Here is a 15595-nt window from a genome sequence, read left to right on the forward strand (position 1 = left end):
AGCGGAATTCCTTAAGAGAGCAGCTTGAAGCTGTCGGCAAGCCATGGATCGCTGCGGTGAAATGGTGTGATCGCATGAGTGCTGATCAGCGCGCGCATCCGGCTGTCGACCAGCTCAATCACCGAGCGCGAACAGTCGGGCGTGGTGACGATGGCGAGGGTGCGGGAAAAGTTCTTGCCTGGAAACCGGTGCATCCGCAGCTTGGGATGGAACCGCCGCGCACGCGAAAACAACAGCGGCGTCGTGATCGTCCAACCGGCACCTGCGGCCACCATCGCCATCAGGGTCTGGTTGTTGCTGCACTCGAATCTATGCGCCGATGTCACGCCGATGCGGCGCAATTGGGATTCAATCTGGCGGGCAATAAAGAGCTGGCCGGAAAAGCGCAGGAAGGGCAGTTTGGTGCGCCCTTCGACGATGTCCGACAGCGCAAGCTCGGTGTTGATCGGCAGGACAACCACGAAAGGATCGCGCAGCAGGGGGTGAGCATTGAGGTCACGGAGGGTTTCGCTGGGTGTTGCCGTGATCCCCAGATCAAGCTGGCGGTTGCGCAGCATGTCGATGAGCTCGTCACTGGAATCCGTGTGATACATGAAGTCGCAAACCGGCATCCTCCCCGACAGATACACCGCCAATTCGGGCATGATATCGCTGTCAAAATCCTCAATCGTGCCGATCCGCAGGTAGCTCGCCTCGGCGACGCTTCCGGCGGAAGCTTCGGCCTTGGCTTTGCGGATGGCATAGAGAGCTTCGTCGATATTGCGCAGAAAGGCGCGACCTTTGGGGGTCAGGACCATCGGGCGTCTGGCGTGGTTGAACATCTCCACCCCAAGGTGGTTTTCCAGATTACGCAGGTGGTGCGAGACAGTGCTGACGGTCAGCCCGGTCTCCTTGGCGGCGGCCTGAAGCGACCCTTTTTGGGCGCAAATCTGAAACAGCTCCAGCGATTTGAGGCTGAGGTCCTTGGTGGTAGAGTTGCGGGGCATAGGATAGGCCGTTTCAATTTCTCGATCCGAGCAGCTTAATAGCAATATGTGAGAACATAAAACTTATAAACTCTCGCCTCGCTATCCTTTTTCTACCGCCGAGTATTGTCGCTCCCGCGGCGCCCGATGATCTGCGACGGCGAAGTGGATTTGGACGACACCCTCGAGGCGGTCATGCGCGCCGCCTAGGGTAAATCCGCCGCTTTACTGGCTGTCTTGGAAGACGGGGAGACCGCTGGAGATGAGCCAAATTTTGGCTGCCCTATTCCCCTAAACGGCGCTGTGGGAGGCAAAATGAGGTCTCAAAGCTGAACCTTTTGATGGGCGCATTGCATAAAAATTTCTACAATCATGGCTTTTAAAAATCGCTTTATGCATGTCAGGCTGGGGCTGCGTTGATGTCGCAAACGCGCACAATAGCGCTCAAGCAAGCTTTCTACACGCGTGTCCTTTGCCTTGCCGGGCATGGGGGCAAAGCGGATCCTTTCGCCGAATTGCGCCGACCAGTCGTGCATCCGGTGTCACAATGCGGGCTTGGTCTGCGAGCGTCCGTATGCGGTAATTGTTGCGAAACATGAGATCGTCGACAAGCTGATCCGCCCCGCCGCAAGTCCATATTCTAACGGGCTAAACCCGTAAGTGCGTGGTGGATCGTAGTGCAACCCGCGTACGGCCAGTGCAGAAACGTTCAAAGCTAGAAACTGTTGAATCGTCGTAGATCCGGTCTTCGGCACACCAATGTGGACGATCGCGTTTTTGCCGGCTCGTTGATACACAAGTAGCTCATATTCTGCACTGGTTTTGACTTGCGCCCGAAATCCCCCTCCACTTGCGGGGAATCTCGGTTTTAGATTTCTGACATTACACCATTATTCTGTCTATCACTATTCGTGGCGAGGAAATTTATGGGCGTGGCAATGGTTCAGAGCACTTACTTTGTACCGTGCAAATACCCTGTGGTCAGTTGCAAACCTAGCCAGATCGACAGCGCGGCTCTACCCGTGTTCCGGAACTGCTGTGATCATCGTGCCGTCGCGCAAGTGTTGAATGACATTATCCACGGCAAGTTGCCCCATCGCCCTACGCGTCTCGACTGTTGCGCTGCCCACGTGTGGCAGCAAGACGACGTTGGACAGATCCCGCAATGCCTGTGGAATGGCAGGTTCGTTCTCAAACACATCCAACCCGGCCCAGCCCAGCGTCTTTGTTTGCAATGCAGTGATCAAAGCCGGCTCATCGACAACGGAGCCGCGGCTGACGTTGATTAATGTCCCCTGTGGGCCAAGGGCCTCAAGAACCGGCGCATTGACGATATTTTTGGTGCCCGACCCGCCGGGTGTGACACACACCAGTACGTCACAGGCGGCCGCCATATCGACCAGATTATCATAATAGGGGTAGGGCACGTCTTTCTTTGTCCGGGAATGGTACACAATCTTGGGCGTCCAAGGGGCAAATTTGTCGGCGATCGCTTGCCCGATACGTCCCAGTCCAAGAATGCCAATCGTCTGATTGTCGGCCGAGCGTGTCAGGGGCGCAGCGCCTGACGTTTCCCAGTTGCCCGAGCGTGCCCAAGCGTCATCCCGCAGCGCTTCGCGGTAACACATCAGCATCAGCATGACGGTCGTGGTTGCAACCTCGGAGTTCAGGACGTTGGGCGTGTGTGAAACAATGATGCCTTGGGCCGTCGCTGCATCTATGTCGATTGCATCATAGCCAACGCCATAGTTGCTTATTGCCTTCAGGTTCGGCAGCCCTTCCATCAGCGTGCGCGCAATGCCCACACCGCTGCTGGTGAGAACGTGGGTGATTTTCTCAGCCGGAAAATCGTCAGGGCTGTGGATGGTAAAGACCCGTGCGAGTTGTTCACGCATATCATCTGAGATGCGGCCAAGTTGGAGAAGATCAGACATAGTATTCCTCGGGTTTAAAATTCTTTGCTCAGCTGTCGCCGTTCAGGTGCAGCCCGCTGTCCAGCGACAGCACGGTTCCGGTCATCAACCGTGCGCCGGTTGATAACCAATAAACATCCGCAGCTACATCTTCGGGCTGGCCTACCAATTGCAAGGGGGCACGGGCTTCTTGCAACTCGACGCGCGCATCAAAAACCTGCTTGTTCATCCGCTCGACGAACCCGCCAGCAATCAGCGCAGGACAAACCGCATTGACCCGCACCTTGGGCGCCAAGACCCGCGCCAAAGACATGGTCAGCGTGTTGGTGGCCCCCTTCGAAGCCGCGTACGCAATAGAGGAACCCGTGCCCCAGATTGCCCCGTATGATGATACAATTACCACGCTGCCGCCATCTCCGGCTTTCAGCGCGTCAGCACAGGCCCGCACGATCTGGAACGGACCCACCGTATTGACGGCAGTGGTCAGCATGAAATCGTCCATCGTTAACGCATCAAGATCGGCGTGCGGCACCATCCGCGTTGTTCCAGCACAGGACACCAGCGCGTCGATCCGGCCAAATGTCATGGTGGCGAGCGCGGCCAGCTCCCTGCAGTCTTCGTCTTTTGTCACGTCCGACTTCAGCGCCACAGCTTGCACGCCAAGGCGCGCGGCTTCCTGCTCCAACGCGTCGGCAGCGACCTTTTCGCTATCTAGGAAAAAGCTCAGAACGACGTTCCACCCTTCGCGCATGAAGTGTTGGGCGCAGGCGCGCCCGATGCCCGATGCGCCACCGGTGATAACGGCTGTCTTAGTCATGGATCAAATCCCTCATCCAGAATGGCAATTTCGTCTTCGTAAAGGCGAACGAGTGCTGAAAGATCGCTGTCAAACGACAAATCGGGATGCGCCTCCACACGGTCATAAACAGCGCGTGCTGCATCAATGAGCGGGACATCTGCACCGATTTGAGACGCCAAGTCTTGCACCAACTCTGCGTCCTTACGCATCAACCCGATAGCGCCCAATCGCGGCTTAAAAGTCTGGCGCGCCATGCGGGGGCCAAAAATACGCAAGGGTGCGGAATCGGCAAAACCACCTGCAAGTGCAGGTGCGAGGGCCGTAACATCAACACCGGCCTTGCGTGCAAACGCGGTGGTCTCGGCGATAGCGATGACATTTGCGGCCACAATCATCTGGTTGCATATTTTTGTCACCTGGCCGCTGCCCGATCCCCCCATATGCGTCACCCGTGCGCTGACGGCGGCGAATAAAGGCTCCAGCGCCTTGAGGCCCGCCTCGGTTCCGCCAGCAAAAACAATGAGTGCGCCGGTCTCGGCCGCTGCGACCCCACCGCTCACCGGTGCATCAATCCACGCTATTCCCTGCGCCGCAGCACGTCTGGCAAAGTCGCGGGTGGCGTCTGCGGCGCCGGTCGAAAAATCAGCGATTGCCTGTGCTTTGATGGTTGGGGCCGAGAACAACCCATCGGCACCAAAAGCAATCGTTGCGACGGCCTCGTGAGAGGACAGGCAAAGCCCGACGAGTTCGGCCTCGGCCATCACCTGTGCAGGTGTGGTCGCGGCTGTCGCGCCTTCGGCGGCAAGCGTAGCAAGCGGCGCAGGCGATCTGTTCCATGCAATGACCTCATAGCCAGCAGCTAACAGCCGCCGCGCCATTGGCAGTCCCATGTCACCTAACCCGACAAAGCCGACCCTCATCCAATCGGGTCCTTTTCCCAGATTACATTGCCGCTGTGTGTCACGGCACCTTTGTCCGCAGGGCCGACAGTTGCCGCGTATTTCTCCAGCAATCCACCGAGAGCGATAGTTGGACGGTCGGGTCGGTCTGCGCGACGCGCGGCGAGGGTGGCGTCGTCGATCTGCATGGACAGCGTACAGACGCCTGCGTTGGCATCAATGTCGATGATATCCCCGTCCCGCAGCAGGCCAATCGGGCCCTCGCTCGCGGCCTCGGGGCAGACATAGCCGATACACATACCACGGGTCGCGCCGGAAAAACGGCCATCAGTGATCAGGGCAACTTTTTCGCCATTTCCTTGGCCGTAAATCAGCGCTGTGATGCCCAGCATCTCCCGCATGCCCGGCCCGCCACGCGGTCCTTCGTTGCGGATAACGATCACGTCGCCTTCGGCATAGTCCAGCGTCCGGATCGCTTTTAAACAATCTTCCTCACATTCAAAGACTCGCGCAGGGCCGCTGTGCGCCAACTTTTTGAGGCCCGCAACTTTCAGCAATGCACCGTCCGGCGCGAGATTGCCTTTGAGCACCACAACACCGCCAGTTGCCGCGATGGCCTTTGACGTCGGGCGCACGACCTCACCATCAGGCTCAGCCGTCTCAGAGAGTTCTTCGGCAATGGTTTTGCCTGTGATCGACAGACACTCGCCATGCAGAAACCCGCCATCCAGCAATGATTTGAAGATCGCAGGCGCGCCCCCGGCATAGAACACGTCCCGCGCCAGAAAACGGCCACCGGGCTTGAGGTCGGCGATCAGCGGCGTGCGGGCAAAAACTTCGGCTACATCATCAAGGTGAAACGCGATGCCCGCCTCATGGGCGATCGCAGGGATGTGCAAGGCTGCGTTGGTCGAGCCACCTGTTGCCGCAACCACAGCACAGGCATTTTCCAGCGATTTGCGGGTGACCAGATCGCGCGGCAGGGGCGCGTCGCCCATTACGGCGGCCATCAACACCTTGCCTGCCCGCCGTGCCAGAGGCGCACGCGCCGCGTAAACCGCTGGCACCATCGAAGACCCCATCAGCGCAAAGCCCAGAATCTCGGACACCATGCCCATTGTGTTGGCAGTGAACTGACCCGCGCATGCGCCCGCTGTCGGCAGGCAACTGCGGGTCATCTGGTCAAGCTCCTCTTCGGTTGCCTCACCTGCCAGCACTTTGCCAATCGTCTCATAGGTATCGACGATGTTTACATCTTTGCCGTCAATCTGACCGGGCAAGGAAGACCCGCCATATAGAAACAGCGAAGGCACATTGCAGCGTGTCATGCCCATCATCAGACCCGGCATGTTTTTGTCACAACCACCGATGCCGAAAATGCCATCCCACTGGTGGCCGCGCACTGTCGCCTCGACACTATCAGCAATAAGATCGCGCGAGATCAGCGAGAACCGCATGCCCGAATGCGCCACGCTCAACCCGTCAGAGACCGAGACCACCGGACATTCATGCGGTGTGCCGCCAGCGGCGAAAATGCCGGTCTTGGCATGCTGGGCCTGATCGCGCAGGCTGGTATTGCATGGGCTCATATCGCCACCGGTATGGATCACCGCAACATGCGGGTTCGCAATGTCTTCGTCATCCAGCCCCAAGGCGTAGAGAAAGCTGCGCGTGGTGCTGCGGATGACGCCATCACGGATAGTTTCGGAGCGGAAGCGCGGCGTTTTCATGAGAGAAGTCCTATGACGAGTGTTTGAATAGAAGGAGAAAAACGATGCGATCAGCCGGCGAGGAACCTCGGCAGCCATGTGGCCAGATCAGTCCACCACAACACCACGCCCAGAATGATGATCTGGATTGCGACAAACGGCACGATGCCCCGATAAATGTCTCCGGTGGTGACTTCTTTCGGTGCCACGGCCCGCAAGTAGAACAGGGCAAACCCAAATGGCGGCGTCAAAAACGATGTTTGCAAGTTTAGCCCCATGATGACGGCAAGCCAAACCGGATGGAACAGAACCGAACCATCCGCACCGCTGAACGAGAACAGCACAGGCGCCATGATCGGGGTGACCACAAAAACAATCTCGAGGAAGTCCAGAAAGAACCCAAGCAGGAACATGATCAACAGCATGCTGCCAAGCGCGATCCAAGGACCGCCAGGCAAACCTGTGAAGAAATCGTTGACCGTCTGCTCGCCGCCCAAGCCACGAAATGCGAGGTTGAACACCTGCGCCCCGATATAAATTGCAAATACCATGACCGACATGTGCAGCGAGGCGCGCAGGATGGCAGTCAGAACCGATGGCTCCTTGTCGGTTTTCGCTAGCCAGATGCGCCACAGGCTGACGGCACCTCCCCAGATGAAGGCAATCAACGCGACCGAGACAACAATAATGTTAATCGTATCCCTTGTGGTGATCGTGGTTTTTGCCAGACGCAGATCGAAGTTCAATACAAAGTAAACAACGATCACGGCGCCGATGATGGCGACCAACTGCGGCAGAGATGAGCGGTCCGACAGGCGTTGCCCCGCAAGCAGCACCGCACCAATCGAGCCAATCGAGGCGGCTTCGGTCGGGGTGGCAACGCCGAACAGGATCGAGCCAAGCACAGCAACAATCAACAAAAGCGGCGGGATGAGCAGCATCAGCACCGGGCCAAAAGCGATCTTTTCGCCTTCGACCACCACACTTGGGGCGCGGTGCGGAGAGATGATGGCCACGGCGAGAATATACAAAACATAGGCGCCGACGAGGACCAGCCCGGGCAAAAGTGCACCGGCAAATATATCTCCGACCGACACAGGGTCAGGCGCCCAGTCACCGACATTGCGCCGCGCTGTGATGTAGGAATTCGACAGCACATCGCCCAGAATAATCAGAACCAGCGACGGCGGGATAATTTGCCCCAGTGTGCCCGAGGCGGCGATGATCCCGGTCGACAGCCGTTTGTCGTAATTGGCCTTCAACATCGTGGGCAATGAAATCAGGCCCATCGTCACCACGGTCGCGCCGACGATACCTGTGGAGGCGGCTAACAACATGCCGACAATCGCCACGGATATGCCCAAGCCACCGGGCAGACGCCCGAAAATCTTTGCCATCGAGTTGAGCAGATCTGCAGCGACCCCGCTTCGCTCCAGCGTGACGCCCATAAAGACGAAAAGCGGGACCGCAACGAGCACTTCGTTTGTCTCGTCCATCAGGCCAAAGATGCGGCCGAACAACGCACGCAAAAACGATAGATCACCCCCCGCAAAGAACCCGATTTGAAACACAGCCCCCAAAACCGAGAAGAGCAGGCCAACGCCGGCCAATGTAAAAGCGACAGGAAAGCCGCGCAGCAGCAATACGATCGCGACGGGGAACATCAACAAATCAAGGTGTGCAATCAATGCGTTCACAGCTCGTCACTCGCTTCATAAATTGGATCAGTGGAGCGCCCCGTGAGCCGCAAAAATGCTTTGATCATGGTTGAGAGAGCCTGCGCGGAAACCAGCACGCAAAAGGCCAGAACCAAGCCTTTGAGCAGATAGCGCAGAGGAATGCCGTTGGGTTCAAGCGAGCCTTCCTTGACCATCCATGCCATCGTGATGTTCGGCATCGCAGACCAGCCGATCACCACACACAGCGGCAGCACAAAGAACAGGCTCCCGAGAAACTCTGTCAGGTCCTGCACGCGGGGGCTGGCTTTTTCATACAGAATATCGACACGCACATTCTTGTTCCACAGCATCGCGTAGGCCGTGCCGAGCAGGATGGTGATGCCATGCAGATAAACGACACCCTCCTGAAGCCAGACTGCAGGTACGCCAAAGAGGGTGGATGTCGAGAAAACATAACGGGCGATCACCACGGCAAATTGCAGGATCACCATCAACAAGATGCCCCAGCAAATCACGCGGCCAATACGGTCGTTCACCGTATCTATGACAGCGGCAATCCGTTTCATATGGTGGTCCTTTGCGCCAAGAAGGCGGGCCACTTTCGCGCCCCGCCGATCCGTTTGTGGATTCTAGATGCCCCAGGCGCGGGCGCGGTCGGCATACATCTGCCCTTCGAGCAGTTTTCCGCAATACACAGCCTGCTTCACGTATTCGACATAGGGCGCATGGATTTTCTGGGCCATTTCGTCACCCTCGGGGTAGGCTTCGAAGACCTCGACCGATGCCTTACCCAAGGCCGCAACCACATCATCAGGAAATACCGAAGGCGTCACGCCATCTGACATCAACTGCTGCAAGGCGACGACGTTGTTATAGGCGAAGGCTGTTGTCGTTTCGTCGGCGACGGCCGAAATGATCGATTCAACAATGACCTTTTGCGCCGGCGTGAATTCCTCCCACACGTCCTGGCGCACGATGCATTCCAGCCCGGCGCCTGTCTCGTGAGGGGCTGGCATATAGTAGTGCGGCGCGACTTTGGCTAATCCCAGAGCCTTGTCATTCCACGGCCCGACAAATTCAGCGGCATCCACAACACCTGATTGCAATGCGGGGAAAATCTCGCCCGCTGGCAAGTTGACAGAGGAGACGCCGATTTTTTGCATAATTGCGCCGCCCAAACCCGCAATGCGCATTTTCAGGCCCTGCATGTCATCGAGCGAGTTGATTGGCTTTTTGAACCAGCCACCAGCCTGCGCCATTGAACTGCCAGCCCAGAACGGCTTGAGGTTAAACGGCGCATAGGATTCGTCCCAAAGCGCCTGACCGCCGCCGTAGCGAATCCAGCCGCCAAGTTCGGCTGCGGATAGGCCGTAAGGCATGTTCGTGTAATACATCGAAGCTTTGATTTTTCCGGCGGCGAAATAGGGCGAGGAATGGCCCATTTCTGCAGCGCCGGTCGACACAGCATCGTTAACGGCATAGGGGGGCACCAGCTCGCCACCGCCGAAATATTCAACCGTCAGAGCGCCTTCGGTCGCTGCGGTCACCTGCTTGGCAATATTCTCGGCCGCATGACCCAATCCGGGAAAGCCACGCGGGAATGTGCCAACCAGTTTAAGGACGCGTTTGTTTTGCGCCACTGCTGGAGCGGCAAGTGTCAGAGCTGCGGCACCAAATGCGGCGCCGGACAATAGGGTTCTGCGTTTCATTGTTGTTCATCCTCCCTGATGACTGCAAGGGCAGTGCAGTCTCGCAATGGCCTTGTCGGGGCAGCATAGGATGAACCAAGTTAGTTCCGCAATGTGGAATTTAGATTACTTTTCTGTTTCACTAAATGCAACTAATATGCGTAAGCTAGCCTGCGAGCGGCAGTTGCCGCCCCCTGTTTTTGCGGGTCTCCCACGACGATGAGGCATTCAGATGGTGACATTGAAGCAGCTGGAAGCCTTGTACTGGATTGGCCGGTTGGGGAGTTTTGAAGCTGCTGCACGGCATTTGCAGACCTCGCAATCCACCATCACACGGCGCATCCAAGAGTTCGAAGCGGTGACAGGTGCCGCCGTTTTTGACCGCACGACCCGTGTTCCAACGTTGTCGCGCCGCGGGCAAGAGGCCTGCCTGCAGGCGGCCGCGATTTTGGAAAGCACCGAACAGTTAATGGCGGGATTGTCCTCACCTGACATGATCGCCCGCCGTGTCTCTATCGGGGTGACGGAGCTTTCGTCGTTTAGCTGGATCCCCGATTTCATGCGCCAGGCCCGTGCCGCCTTCCCCAAGCTGGAGCTGGATCTGCGGGTGGGGTCCGCCTTCAAGTTAAGGCAGATGCTGGTCGAGAACGAGCTAGATTTTGCCGTGGTGCCCTCGGCTCTATACCCGCCTGGCTTTACCGCAAAACGGGTAGGGGTCCTCACCACCTCGTTCTGTGCGGCGCGCGGAAAATTCCCGCCCGCTGCGCAATTGAGTTTGGAAATACAGGCCGGAACACCGTTGATTGTGCAAGAAAATACCTTGTTCGATCAGGTCGTCGCGCATGTGTTATCCGACGAGGAGCCTGAATTGGGGGATGTCATTGTCGCGGACGGGTTGTTGGCGATGATCGCCCTCGTTGCCTCGGATCACGGCATCTCCGTCCTGCCGGATTTCATCCTCGACACGCACCCGTTTTCCATGGCGATCAGCCGGATCTCGCCTGATTTCAAGCCCGCGCCGCTTGCCTATGTAGTCGTGTATTCTGAAAGCACCCGCAGCCCTGCGGTTTTAACATTAATTGAAATGGTGCAGGACGCCTGCCGCTTCGATCAGTTTTTCGCTGGTATCGTTTCCGCCCCACCAACGGATCCCTGAATAACAACAAACATGAGCTTCGGCGTGAGACTCAGCGGCACTGCAAACGTGCGGGGTCTTTGAAATATTCTGATGTTGCTGGCTCAGCGGCACCGCATTCTTCTAGGCATTGGGTCCGCTTCTGACCGACGTCAAGCACCACGCTTTCTACCTTCAAATGTGAGACAAATCGGGGCGCATTTCCCAACGCGCCCCAAAGCTTTCAGGAAGATTGTTCAAAAACACCACAGGCAATCCGCGGCCCCGCATCCCCCGCAGGCTGAGACATGTAGTCGTCAGCCTGTCCATGAATGACAAATGCAGCCCCGTCTTTGTCCCTGACCATGCTATCAATATCCAGCAAATCCAAAAACACATCGACCTTGAGCTTGCCATCTTCGGCAACAGTCACGTTTGGCATGTCACCGGGGTGTGGACCACCTTGGGCCAGCACGCCGTGCTGTGCCGCGCCCGAGATATGCCCGCCAGCCGACTTGAAGTCGGTCGCCGAACAATCCCCGGTCTCGTGCAAGTGAATGGCATGTTCGCCCGGTGGCACGCCGTTAATGTTGATCTGAACCAGGACACGGCCTGATGCTGTCGTGCTCAAGACGACGTCGCCAGCAAGAGCGCTATCCTGACCGCTGACCAATGCCGCAGCGGCAGGTTGTACATGTTGTTCAGCGATGGCGGCGGTACCCACGCTCATGGCAGCAATCACTACCCCGACTATTTGGAAATTTTTCAATGTTTTCTCCTTAATCATTTGCTTAGTCATCCTTCGTTTGGGCCGACTTGGCATTCACGAATCCCTTCATGCCAAATCCACGATGCTCTTGTCTTTACGTCATATCTTCCACTCCTCAGTCGTTACCAATGAGCTAAGAAGACATTGCTATCAAATAGCACTATTTGGACCTTAAGCGCTTACGTGAGGCAACTAAAACAGAGCCCCAAATCAAGTCTGTAGCTATGTGTTCTTTGCGAGGCGCAAACCCATCATCTGCCAGCGCTGGTGTGGATAAAAGAAGGTACGGTAGCTAGACCGCATCTGTTCTTGCGCCGTGGCACAGGAACCGCCGCGCATCACCATCTGATTGACCATGAACTTGCCATTATACTCGCCCAAAGTGCCCTCGGGGGCCTTAAATCCGGGGTAGGGTGTGAAGGGCGACGCCGTCCATTCCCACACATCCCCCCAGACACCTGACCCCGGCATAGGGCGCATTGTTCCGTCATTGAGAAAATTACCGCGTATCGGGTGATGTGCGAAAGCGTGCTCGTGCTCCGCCTCGGTCGGCAGGCGCGCGCCAGCCCAGCGGGCAAAGGCATCGGCCTCGTAATAGCTCACATGGACCACGGGCGCATCCAGCGCGACGGGCTGCGAGCCGCGCAGGGTGAACGTCCACCATTCGTCGTCTTGCTGCCACCAGTAAAGCGGATGCGTCCAGCCTTCCTTCGTGGCAACAGCAAAGCCTTCCATCAACCAATGGCGCGGATCGCTATATCCACCGGCGTCCATAAACGTGATCCAATCCCGATTGGTGACAGGACGATCAGCGATGGCAAAGGGGTAGACGTAAACCTTATGCCTTGGACCTTCACAGTCATAGGCAAACCCGTTCCCGTCATGGCCGATTTCGATCACACCACCGTCGTGGCGGGACCAAGTTAGCGGCACTTCGGTGGTCACTGGCATCGGTTCAGGTTCGCGGTAGACCGGCAGCAAAGGATTGAACGAGAGGCCGTGCAGCAGATCAGTCACTAGCAGTTCTTGGTGCTGCATCTCATGGTGGCAACCGAGTTCGATCAGATCCAAAATCTCTGGTGTGTTGTCTCGCTCCAGCGCAATGAGCTCTGCCATCGCGCCATCAACATGCTCGCGGTAAGCTCTCACATCCGCATTGTCCGGCCTGCTGACCAATCCGCGACGGTCGCGTGCATGGCGCGGCCCTGCGGTGACGTAATAGCTGTTGAATAGAAACGCAAAACGGTCGTCGGGGCTCGCATAGCCTGGCAGAAACGGTTTGAGGATAAACTCTTCGAAGAACCATGTCGTATGCGCCAGATGCCATTTCGCAGGAGACGCATCCTCCATCGACTGCAACATCATATCCTCAGGCAGCAAGGGCGCGACCAATTTCGTCGTCTGCGTGCGGGTCCGGTCAAAGAGGGAAGGTATGTAAGGCACTTCCTGTGCGACGGCGTTAGTTTGATTCACGATGCGACTACCTATCTGCAATGATCAGCCCAGATGATGCGGAATGCACCGCGCAAACTGAAAGATTGCAGATACAGCCGCTTGAGATTGAAATGGTGAAACGCGGGACACCCTCAGAAGGTTCAATTCTAACTCAATGCAATTTCAACCATTGCCCCCGGCGATGCTGCCGGATGCCATTTTCCCGATGGTCGATGTTGCCGACGGGGAACTTGCACAAAAAAGTAGTTCTATTTCCCGGTTGGCGGGTAAATTACCTGTAAAGCTACAATTCGTTTGTGTAGGAACAATGCACGGGCAACGATAAAAAACGACGGGGCAGGGATGGCAGTTCAGGGATCAGGGGTCGCGGTGGGCGTGAAGCACGCGCGTCCCGTCGAAGCGGAGTTGGCGCGCGGTAACATCGGGCTGATCGATTTTGCCAGAAAAGCGGGCAAGAATATCTTTTCCGTCATTCCTGACGCGACCCTGACGCATAAATATTTGCGCGGTCCTGCGAAAATCCACTACGTGTGTGATCCCGAAATGATCACCGAGTTGTTGGCAGGCGTAGGGCGGAGCTTTCCAAAATCGCAGTTCACGCGCAACGTCATTGGACCCGCTGTTGGCAACGGGATGATCCTGTCGGAAGGTGAGAAATGGCGGGCGCAACGGCACCGCTACGCGCCGCTTTTTGCCGCGCGGAACCTACCGGTTCTGACCCGTCATTTTGCGACAACCGGCGAGGAGTTGGCCGACTTTTTCGTGCGCGCCAATGGCGAGGTCGATGCAGCAGATGCCGCGCAGGAGGCCACGCTGGTTAATATCTCGCGGGTCATGTTTTCGGGGAACGAAGCCGTTTCAAAACACGATATTCGCAGTGGCATGCGGCGGTTTACCGACTACATCAGCTATATGTCGCTGTTTGATTTGATGGGTCTGCCAAAGTGGCTGCCGCGGCTGAAGTGGCTCAGAAGCAAGCAAGCGATCACTGACTCGCGGCAACTTACCCGTGATGTGATCACCAGCCGCCAGGCCAAACGCCACGATACCGCAGAGGATTTTCTCGATCTGCTGATCGATGCGCTGGAAACCGACCGCGAGGATATCGAAACAACGGTAGACAATCTGCTGACTTTTGTGGCCGCAGGCTATGAGACTTCGGCCAATACGGTCGCTTGGGCGCTGTATCTACTGGCGCTGTATCCCGAAGTGCAGGAAGAAATCCGCGCCGAAATTATCGAGGCCTGTCCCGATGGGCCAATCACGTTCGAGACCTTGCCGCAGATGCCCAAATTGCAGGGCCATGTCCGCGAAACGCTCCGGCTTTATCCAGCGGGCGCGTTATTTGCGCGGGACGCGACGGACCAGACCGAGATTAAGGGCGTGACCTTTAAAAAAGGCGACGTGATCATGTTTCCGGTCTACTCGTTGCACCGGAACGAGCTTTTGTGGGAAAACGCGTCCGACTATCAGGCCGACCGCTTTATCGGTCGTAAATACCCGCGCGGGCAGTATATCCCTTTCGGTGACGGCCCGCGAATTTGCATCGGCGCGCAATATGCCGAGACCGAGATCATGGTGCTCTTGGGGGCGGCCCTACGGCGTGCTGCCTTTGCGATGACCGACCATCCGGTCGCGCCGCCAAACCTGACATTTACAATGCGCCCCGGCGGGCCAATGATATTGTCAGCAACGCCGGTAAGTGTTCACAAATCTGATAGTATCAGGCGGCGCGATTGGGGGTGTTACGTTCTGAAAAAAGCGGACGGCGGCCAACTTTCCTACATTAAGCCAATGCCCGCGCCATCCGACATCACAACGACCAAAAGCGGCCATTTTACTGCCCCATAAGCTGTCTACGAAATCCCTGACACGTATTACGGCGATCGGCGGTCTGGCTTTAACGCTACGAAGACAGCGCTGCGATCCGAGCTTCGGGGAATTTGATGATGGCTGTCGAACTCATAGTCAAAGGCTATTATTACGGCTGCGCCGACGCACTTTTCGAGCGCGCGCGCCATTTTTCCGACCTTATCGACGCAACGCGGAGAATATCCACTTACCATCATCTTCCTGCCGTTCCGATGGAGGAGGGATGCACATACCAGACCGATATATCTGTGTTTGGCCTGTTCAAATGCCGTGGGTATCAGATCACCGTCGACCGGATCAGTCCGGAGGCGAGAACGCTGGATACAGTGGAATTCGGAGATTCCATTCGCACTTGGCGGCATAGGCTGCACATCGGGCAGACGCGCAACGGCGCTGTCTGGACGGACCGTATCAGCATCGACGCGGGCTTGATGACACCTGTTATGGCGCGGTACGCGAAGTACATGTATCAGGAGCGGCACAAGTTTCGGCAGGCCGAAGTCATCGAGGCGCGGATTAGCAAAGCTTGTCGGCCACTGACGCCTGAACTGCCGGTTTTCCAACCCGCCGAGTGATTGTGAACTGAGGCCGCCAAACTCATGTGCACTGGCGGCGTTCGTTTGCCTGTAAACGCTGGCTCAGCCGAACCCGACTTTAACGCGAAGTAGGGCACATCCGCAGGGCTCTCCCCTGCTATTCCAAATGTAACCAGCTTATCCATCCCGGACGCAAT

The 15595-nt window shown here is 57.0% G+C and carries 13 protein-coding genes; 3 read left to right on the top strand and 10 right to left on the bottom strand.

Annotation, left to right across the window (positions count from 1 at the left end):
- Window positions 1-11: 11 nt before the first annotated feature.
- From BM174_RS12020 to BM174_RS12060, 8 genes are all read right to left on the bottom strand, one after another.
- Complete coding sequence (locus tag BM174_RS12020; protein WP_093924107.1) at window positions 12-986, bottom strand: LysR family transcriptional regulator; 975 nt, start codon at window positions 984-986, stop codon at window positions 12-14.
- 995 nt (window positions 987-1981) lie between these two features.
- Window positions 1982-2899 (bottom strand): 2-hydroxyacid dehydrogenase, encoded by a 918-nt coding sequence (locus BM174_RS12030; protein ID WP_093924109.1) that lies wholly within the window; start codon window positions 2897-2899, stop codon window positions 1982-1984.
- Between the two features lie 28 nt (window positions 2900-2927).
- On the bottom strand, window positions 2928-3695 hold the full coding sequence (locus BM174_RS12035; protein ID WP_093924110.1) for an SDR family NAD(P)-dependent oxidoreductase: 768 nt from the start codon (window positions 3693-3695) through the stop codon (window positions 2928-2930).
- Window positions 3692-4597, bottom strand: a complete 906-nt coding sequence (locus BM174_RS12040; protein ID WP_093924111.1) for an NAD(P)-dependent oxidoreductase — start codon at window positions 4595-4597, stop codon at window positions 3692-3694. Before BM174_RS12040 ends, BM174_RS12035 begins: the two co-directional genes overlap by 4 nt.
- Window positions 4594-6306 carry a dihydroxy-acid dehydratase gene (ilvD, locus tag BM174_RS12045; RefSeq protein ID WP_093924112.1) on the bottom strand — a complete coding sequence of 571 codons (1713 nt, stop codon included), beginning with the start codon at window positions 6304-6306 and terminating at the stop codon, window positions 4594-4596. The genes BM174_RS12040 and ilvD overlap by 4 nt, the downstream gene beginning before the upstream one ends.
- A gap of 50 nt (window positions 6307-6356) precedes the next feature.
- Window positions 6357-7982, bottom strand: coding sequence for a TRAP transporter large permease (locus tag BM174_RS12050; protein WP_245766351.1), 1626 nt, complete (start codon window positions 7980-7982; stop codon window positions 6357-6359).
- The gene (locus BM174_RS12055) at window positions 7979-8530 is read right to left on the bottom strand and encodes a TRAP transporter small permease subunit (protein ID WP_093924113.1); all 552 of its coding nucleotides are present in this window, start codon (window positions 8528-8530) and stop codon (window positions 7979-7981) included. Before BM174_RS12055 ends, BM174_RS12050 begins: the two co-directional genes overlap by 4 nt.
- Before the next feature lie 63 nt (window positions 8531-8593).
- On the bottom strand, window positions 8594-9673 hold the full coding sequence (locus BM174_RS12060) for a TRAP transporter substrate-binding protein (RefSeq protein WP_093924114.1): 1080 nt from the start codon (window positions 9671-9673) through the stop codon (window positions 8594-8596).
- A 211-nt stretch (window positions 9674-9884) separates the two neighbouring features.
- Here BM174_RS12060 and BM174_RS12065 point away from each other — a divergent pair, with 211 nt between their 5' ends.
- Window positions 9885-10808: a LysR family transcriptional regulator gene (locus BM174_RS12065; RefSeq protein WP_093924115.1), complete on the top strand. Its 924-nt coding sequence runs from the start codon at window positions 9885-9887 to the stop codon at window positions 10806-10808.
- A gap of 202 nt (window positions 10809-11010) precedes the next feature.
- On the opposite strand, the gene BM174_RS12070 is transcribed toward BM174_RS12065, so the two are convergent.
- Window positions 11011-11535 carry a superoxide dismutase family protein gene (locus BM174_RS12070; RefSeq protein ID WP_245766352.1) on the bottom strand — a complete coding sequence of 175 codons (525 nt, stop codon included), beginning with the start codon at window positions 11533-11535 and terminating at the stop codon, window positions 11011-11013.
- A 222-nt stretch (window positions 11536-11757) separates the two neighbouring features.
- The gene (egtB, locus tag BM174_RS12075; protein ID WP_245766353.1) at window positions 11758-13008 is read right to left on the bottom strand and encodes an ergothioneine biosynthesis protein EgtB; all 1251 of its coding nucleotides are present in this window, start codon (window positions 13006-13008) and stop codon (window positions 11758-11760) included.
- 324 nt (window positions 13009-13332) lie between these two features.
- On the opposite strand from egtB, the gene BM174_RS12080 reads away from it, so the two are divergent.
- Both BM174_RS12080 and BM174_RS12085 read left to right on the top strand, forming a co-directional pair.
- Complete coding sequence (locus tag BM174_RS12080; RefSeq protein WP_093924116.1) at window positions 13333-14841, top strand: cytochrome P450; 1509 nt, start codon at window positions 13333-13335, stop codon at window positions 14839-14841.
- Between the two features lie 95 nt (window positions 14842-14936).
- The gene (locus BM174_RS12085; RefSeq protein ID WP_093924117.1) at window positions 14937-15437 is read left to right on the top strand and encodes a hypothetical protein; all 501 of its coding nucleotides are present in this window, start codon (window positions 14937-14939) and stop codon (window positions 15435-15437) included.
- The last annotated feature ends 158 nt before the right edge of the window (window positions 15438-15595 follow it).

It is taken from the genome of Sulfitobacter brevis, from assembly GCF_900112755.1.
Taxonomy (GTDB): Bacteria; Pseudomonadota; Alphaproteobacteria; order Rhodobacterales; family Rhodobacteraceae; genus Sulfitobacter; species Sulfitobacter brevis.

Bases quoted from the DNA above. Each gene is read 5' to 3' on its own strand.
- BM174_RS12065 (WP_093924115.1), top strand. From the start codon at position 9,885: ATGGTGACATTGAAGCAGCTGGAAGCCTTGTACTGGATTGGCCGGTTG.
- ilvD (WP_093924112.1), bottom strand. From the start codon at position 6,306: ATGAAAACGCCGCGCTTCCGCTCCGAAACTATCCGTGATGGCGTCATC.
- BM174_RS12085 (WP_093924117.1), top strand. From the start codon at position 14,937: ATGATGGCTGTCGAACTCATAGTCAAAGGCTATTATTACGGCTGCGCC.
- BM174_RS12055 (WP_093924113.1), bottom strand. From the start codon at position 8,530: ATGAAACGGATTGCCGCTGTCATAGATACGGTGAACGACCGTATTGGC.
- BM174_RS12030 (WP_093924109.1), bottom strand. From the start codon at position 2,899: ATGTCTGATCTTCTCCAACTTGGCCGCATCTCAGATGATATGCGTGAA.
- BM174_RS12060 (WP_093924114.1), bottom strand. From the start codon at position 9,673: ATGAAACGCAGAACCCTATTGTCCGGCGCCGCATTTGGTGCCGCAGCT.
- BM174_RS12020 (WP_093924107.1), bottom strand. From the start codon at position 986: ATGCCCCGCAACTCTACCACCAAGGACCTCAGCCTCAAATCGCTGGAG.
- BM174_RS12040 (WP_093924111.1), bottom strand. From the start codon at position 4,597: ATGAGGGTCGGCTTTGTCGGGTTAGGTGACATGGGACTGCCAATGGCG.
- BM174_RS12080 (WP_093924116.1), top strand. From the start codon at position 13,333: ATGGCAGTTCAGGGATCAGGGGTCGCGGTGGGCGTGAAGCACGCGCGT.
- BM174_RS12035 (WP_093924110.1), bottom strand. From the start codon at position 3,695: ATGACTAAGACAGCCGTTATCACCGGTGGCGCATCGGGCATCGGGCGC.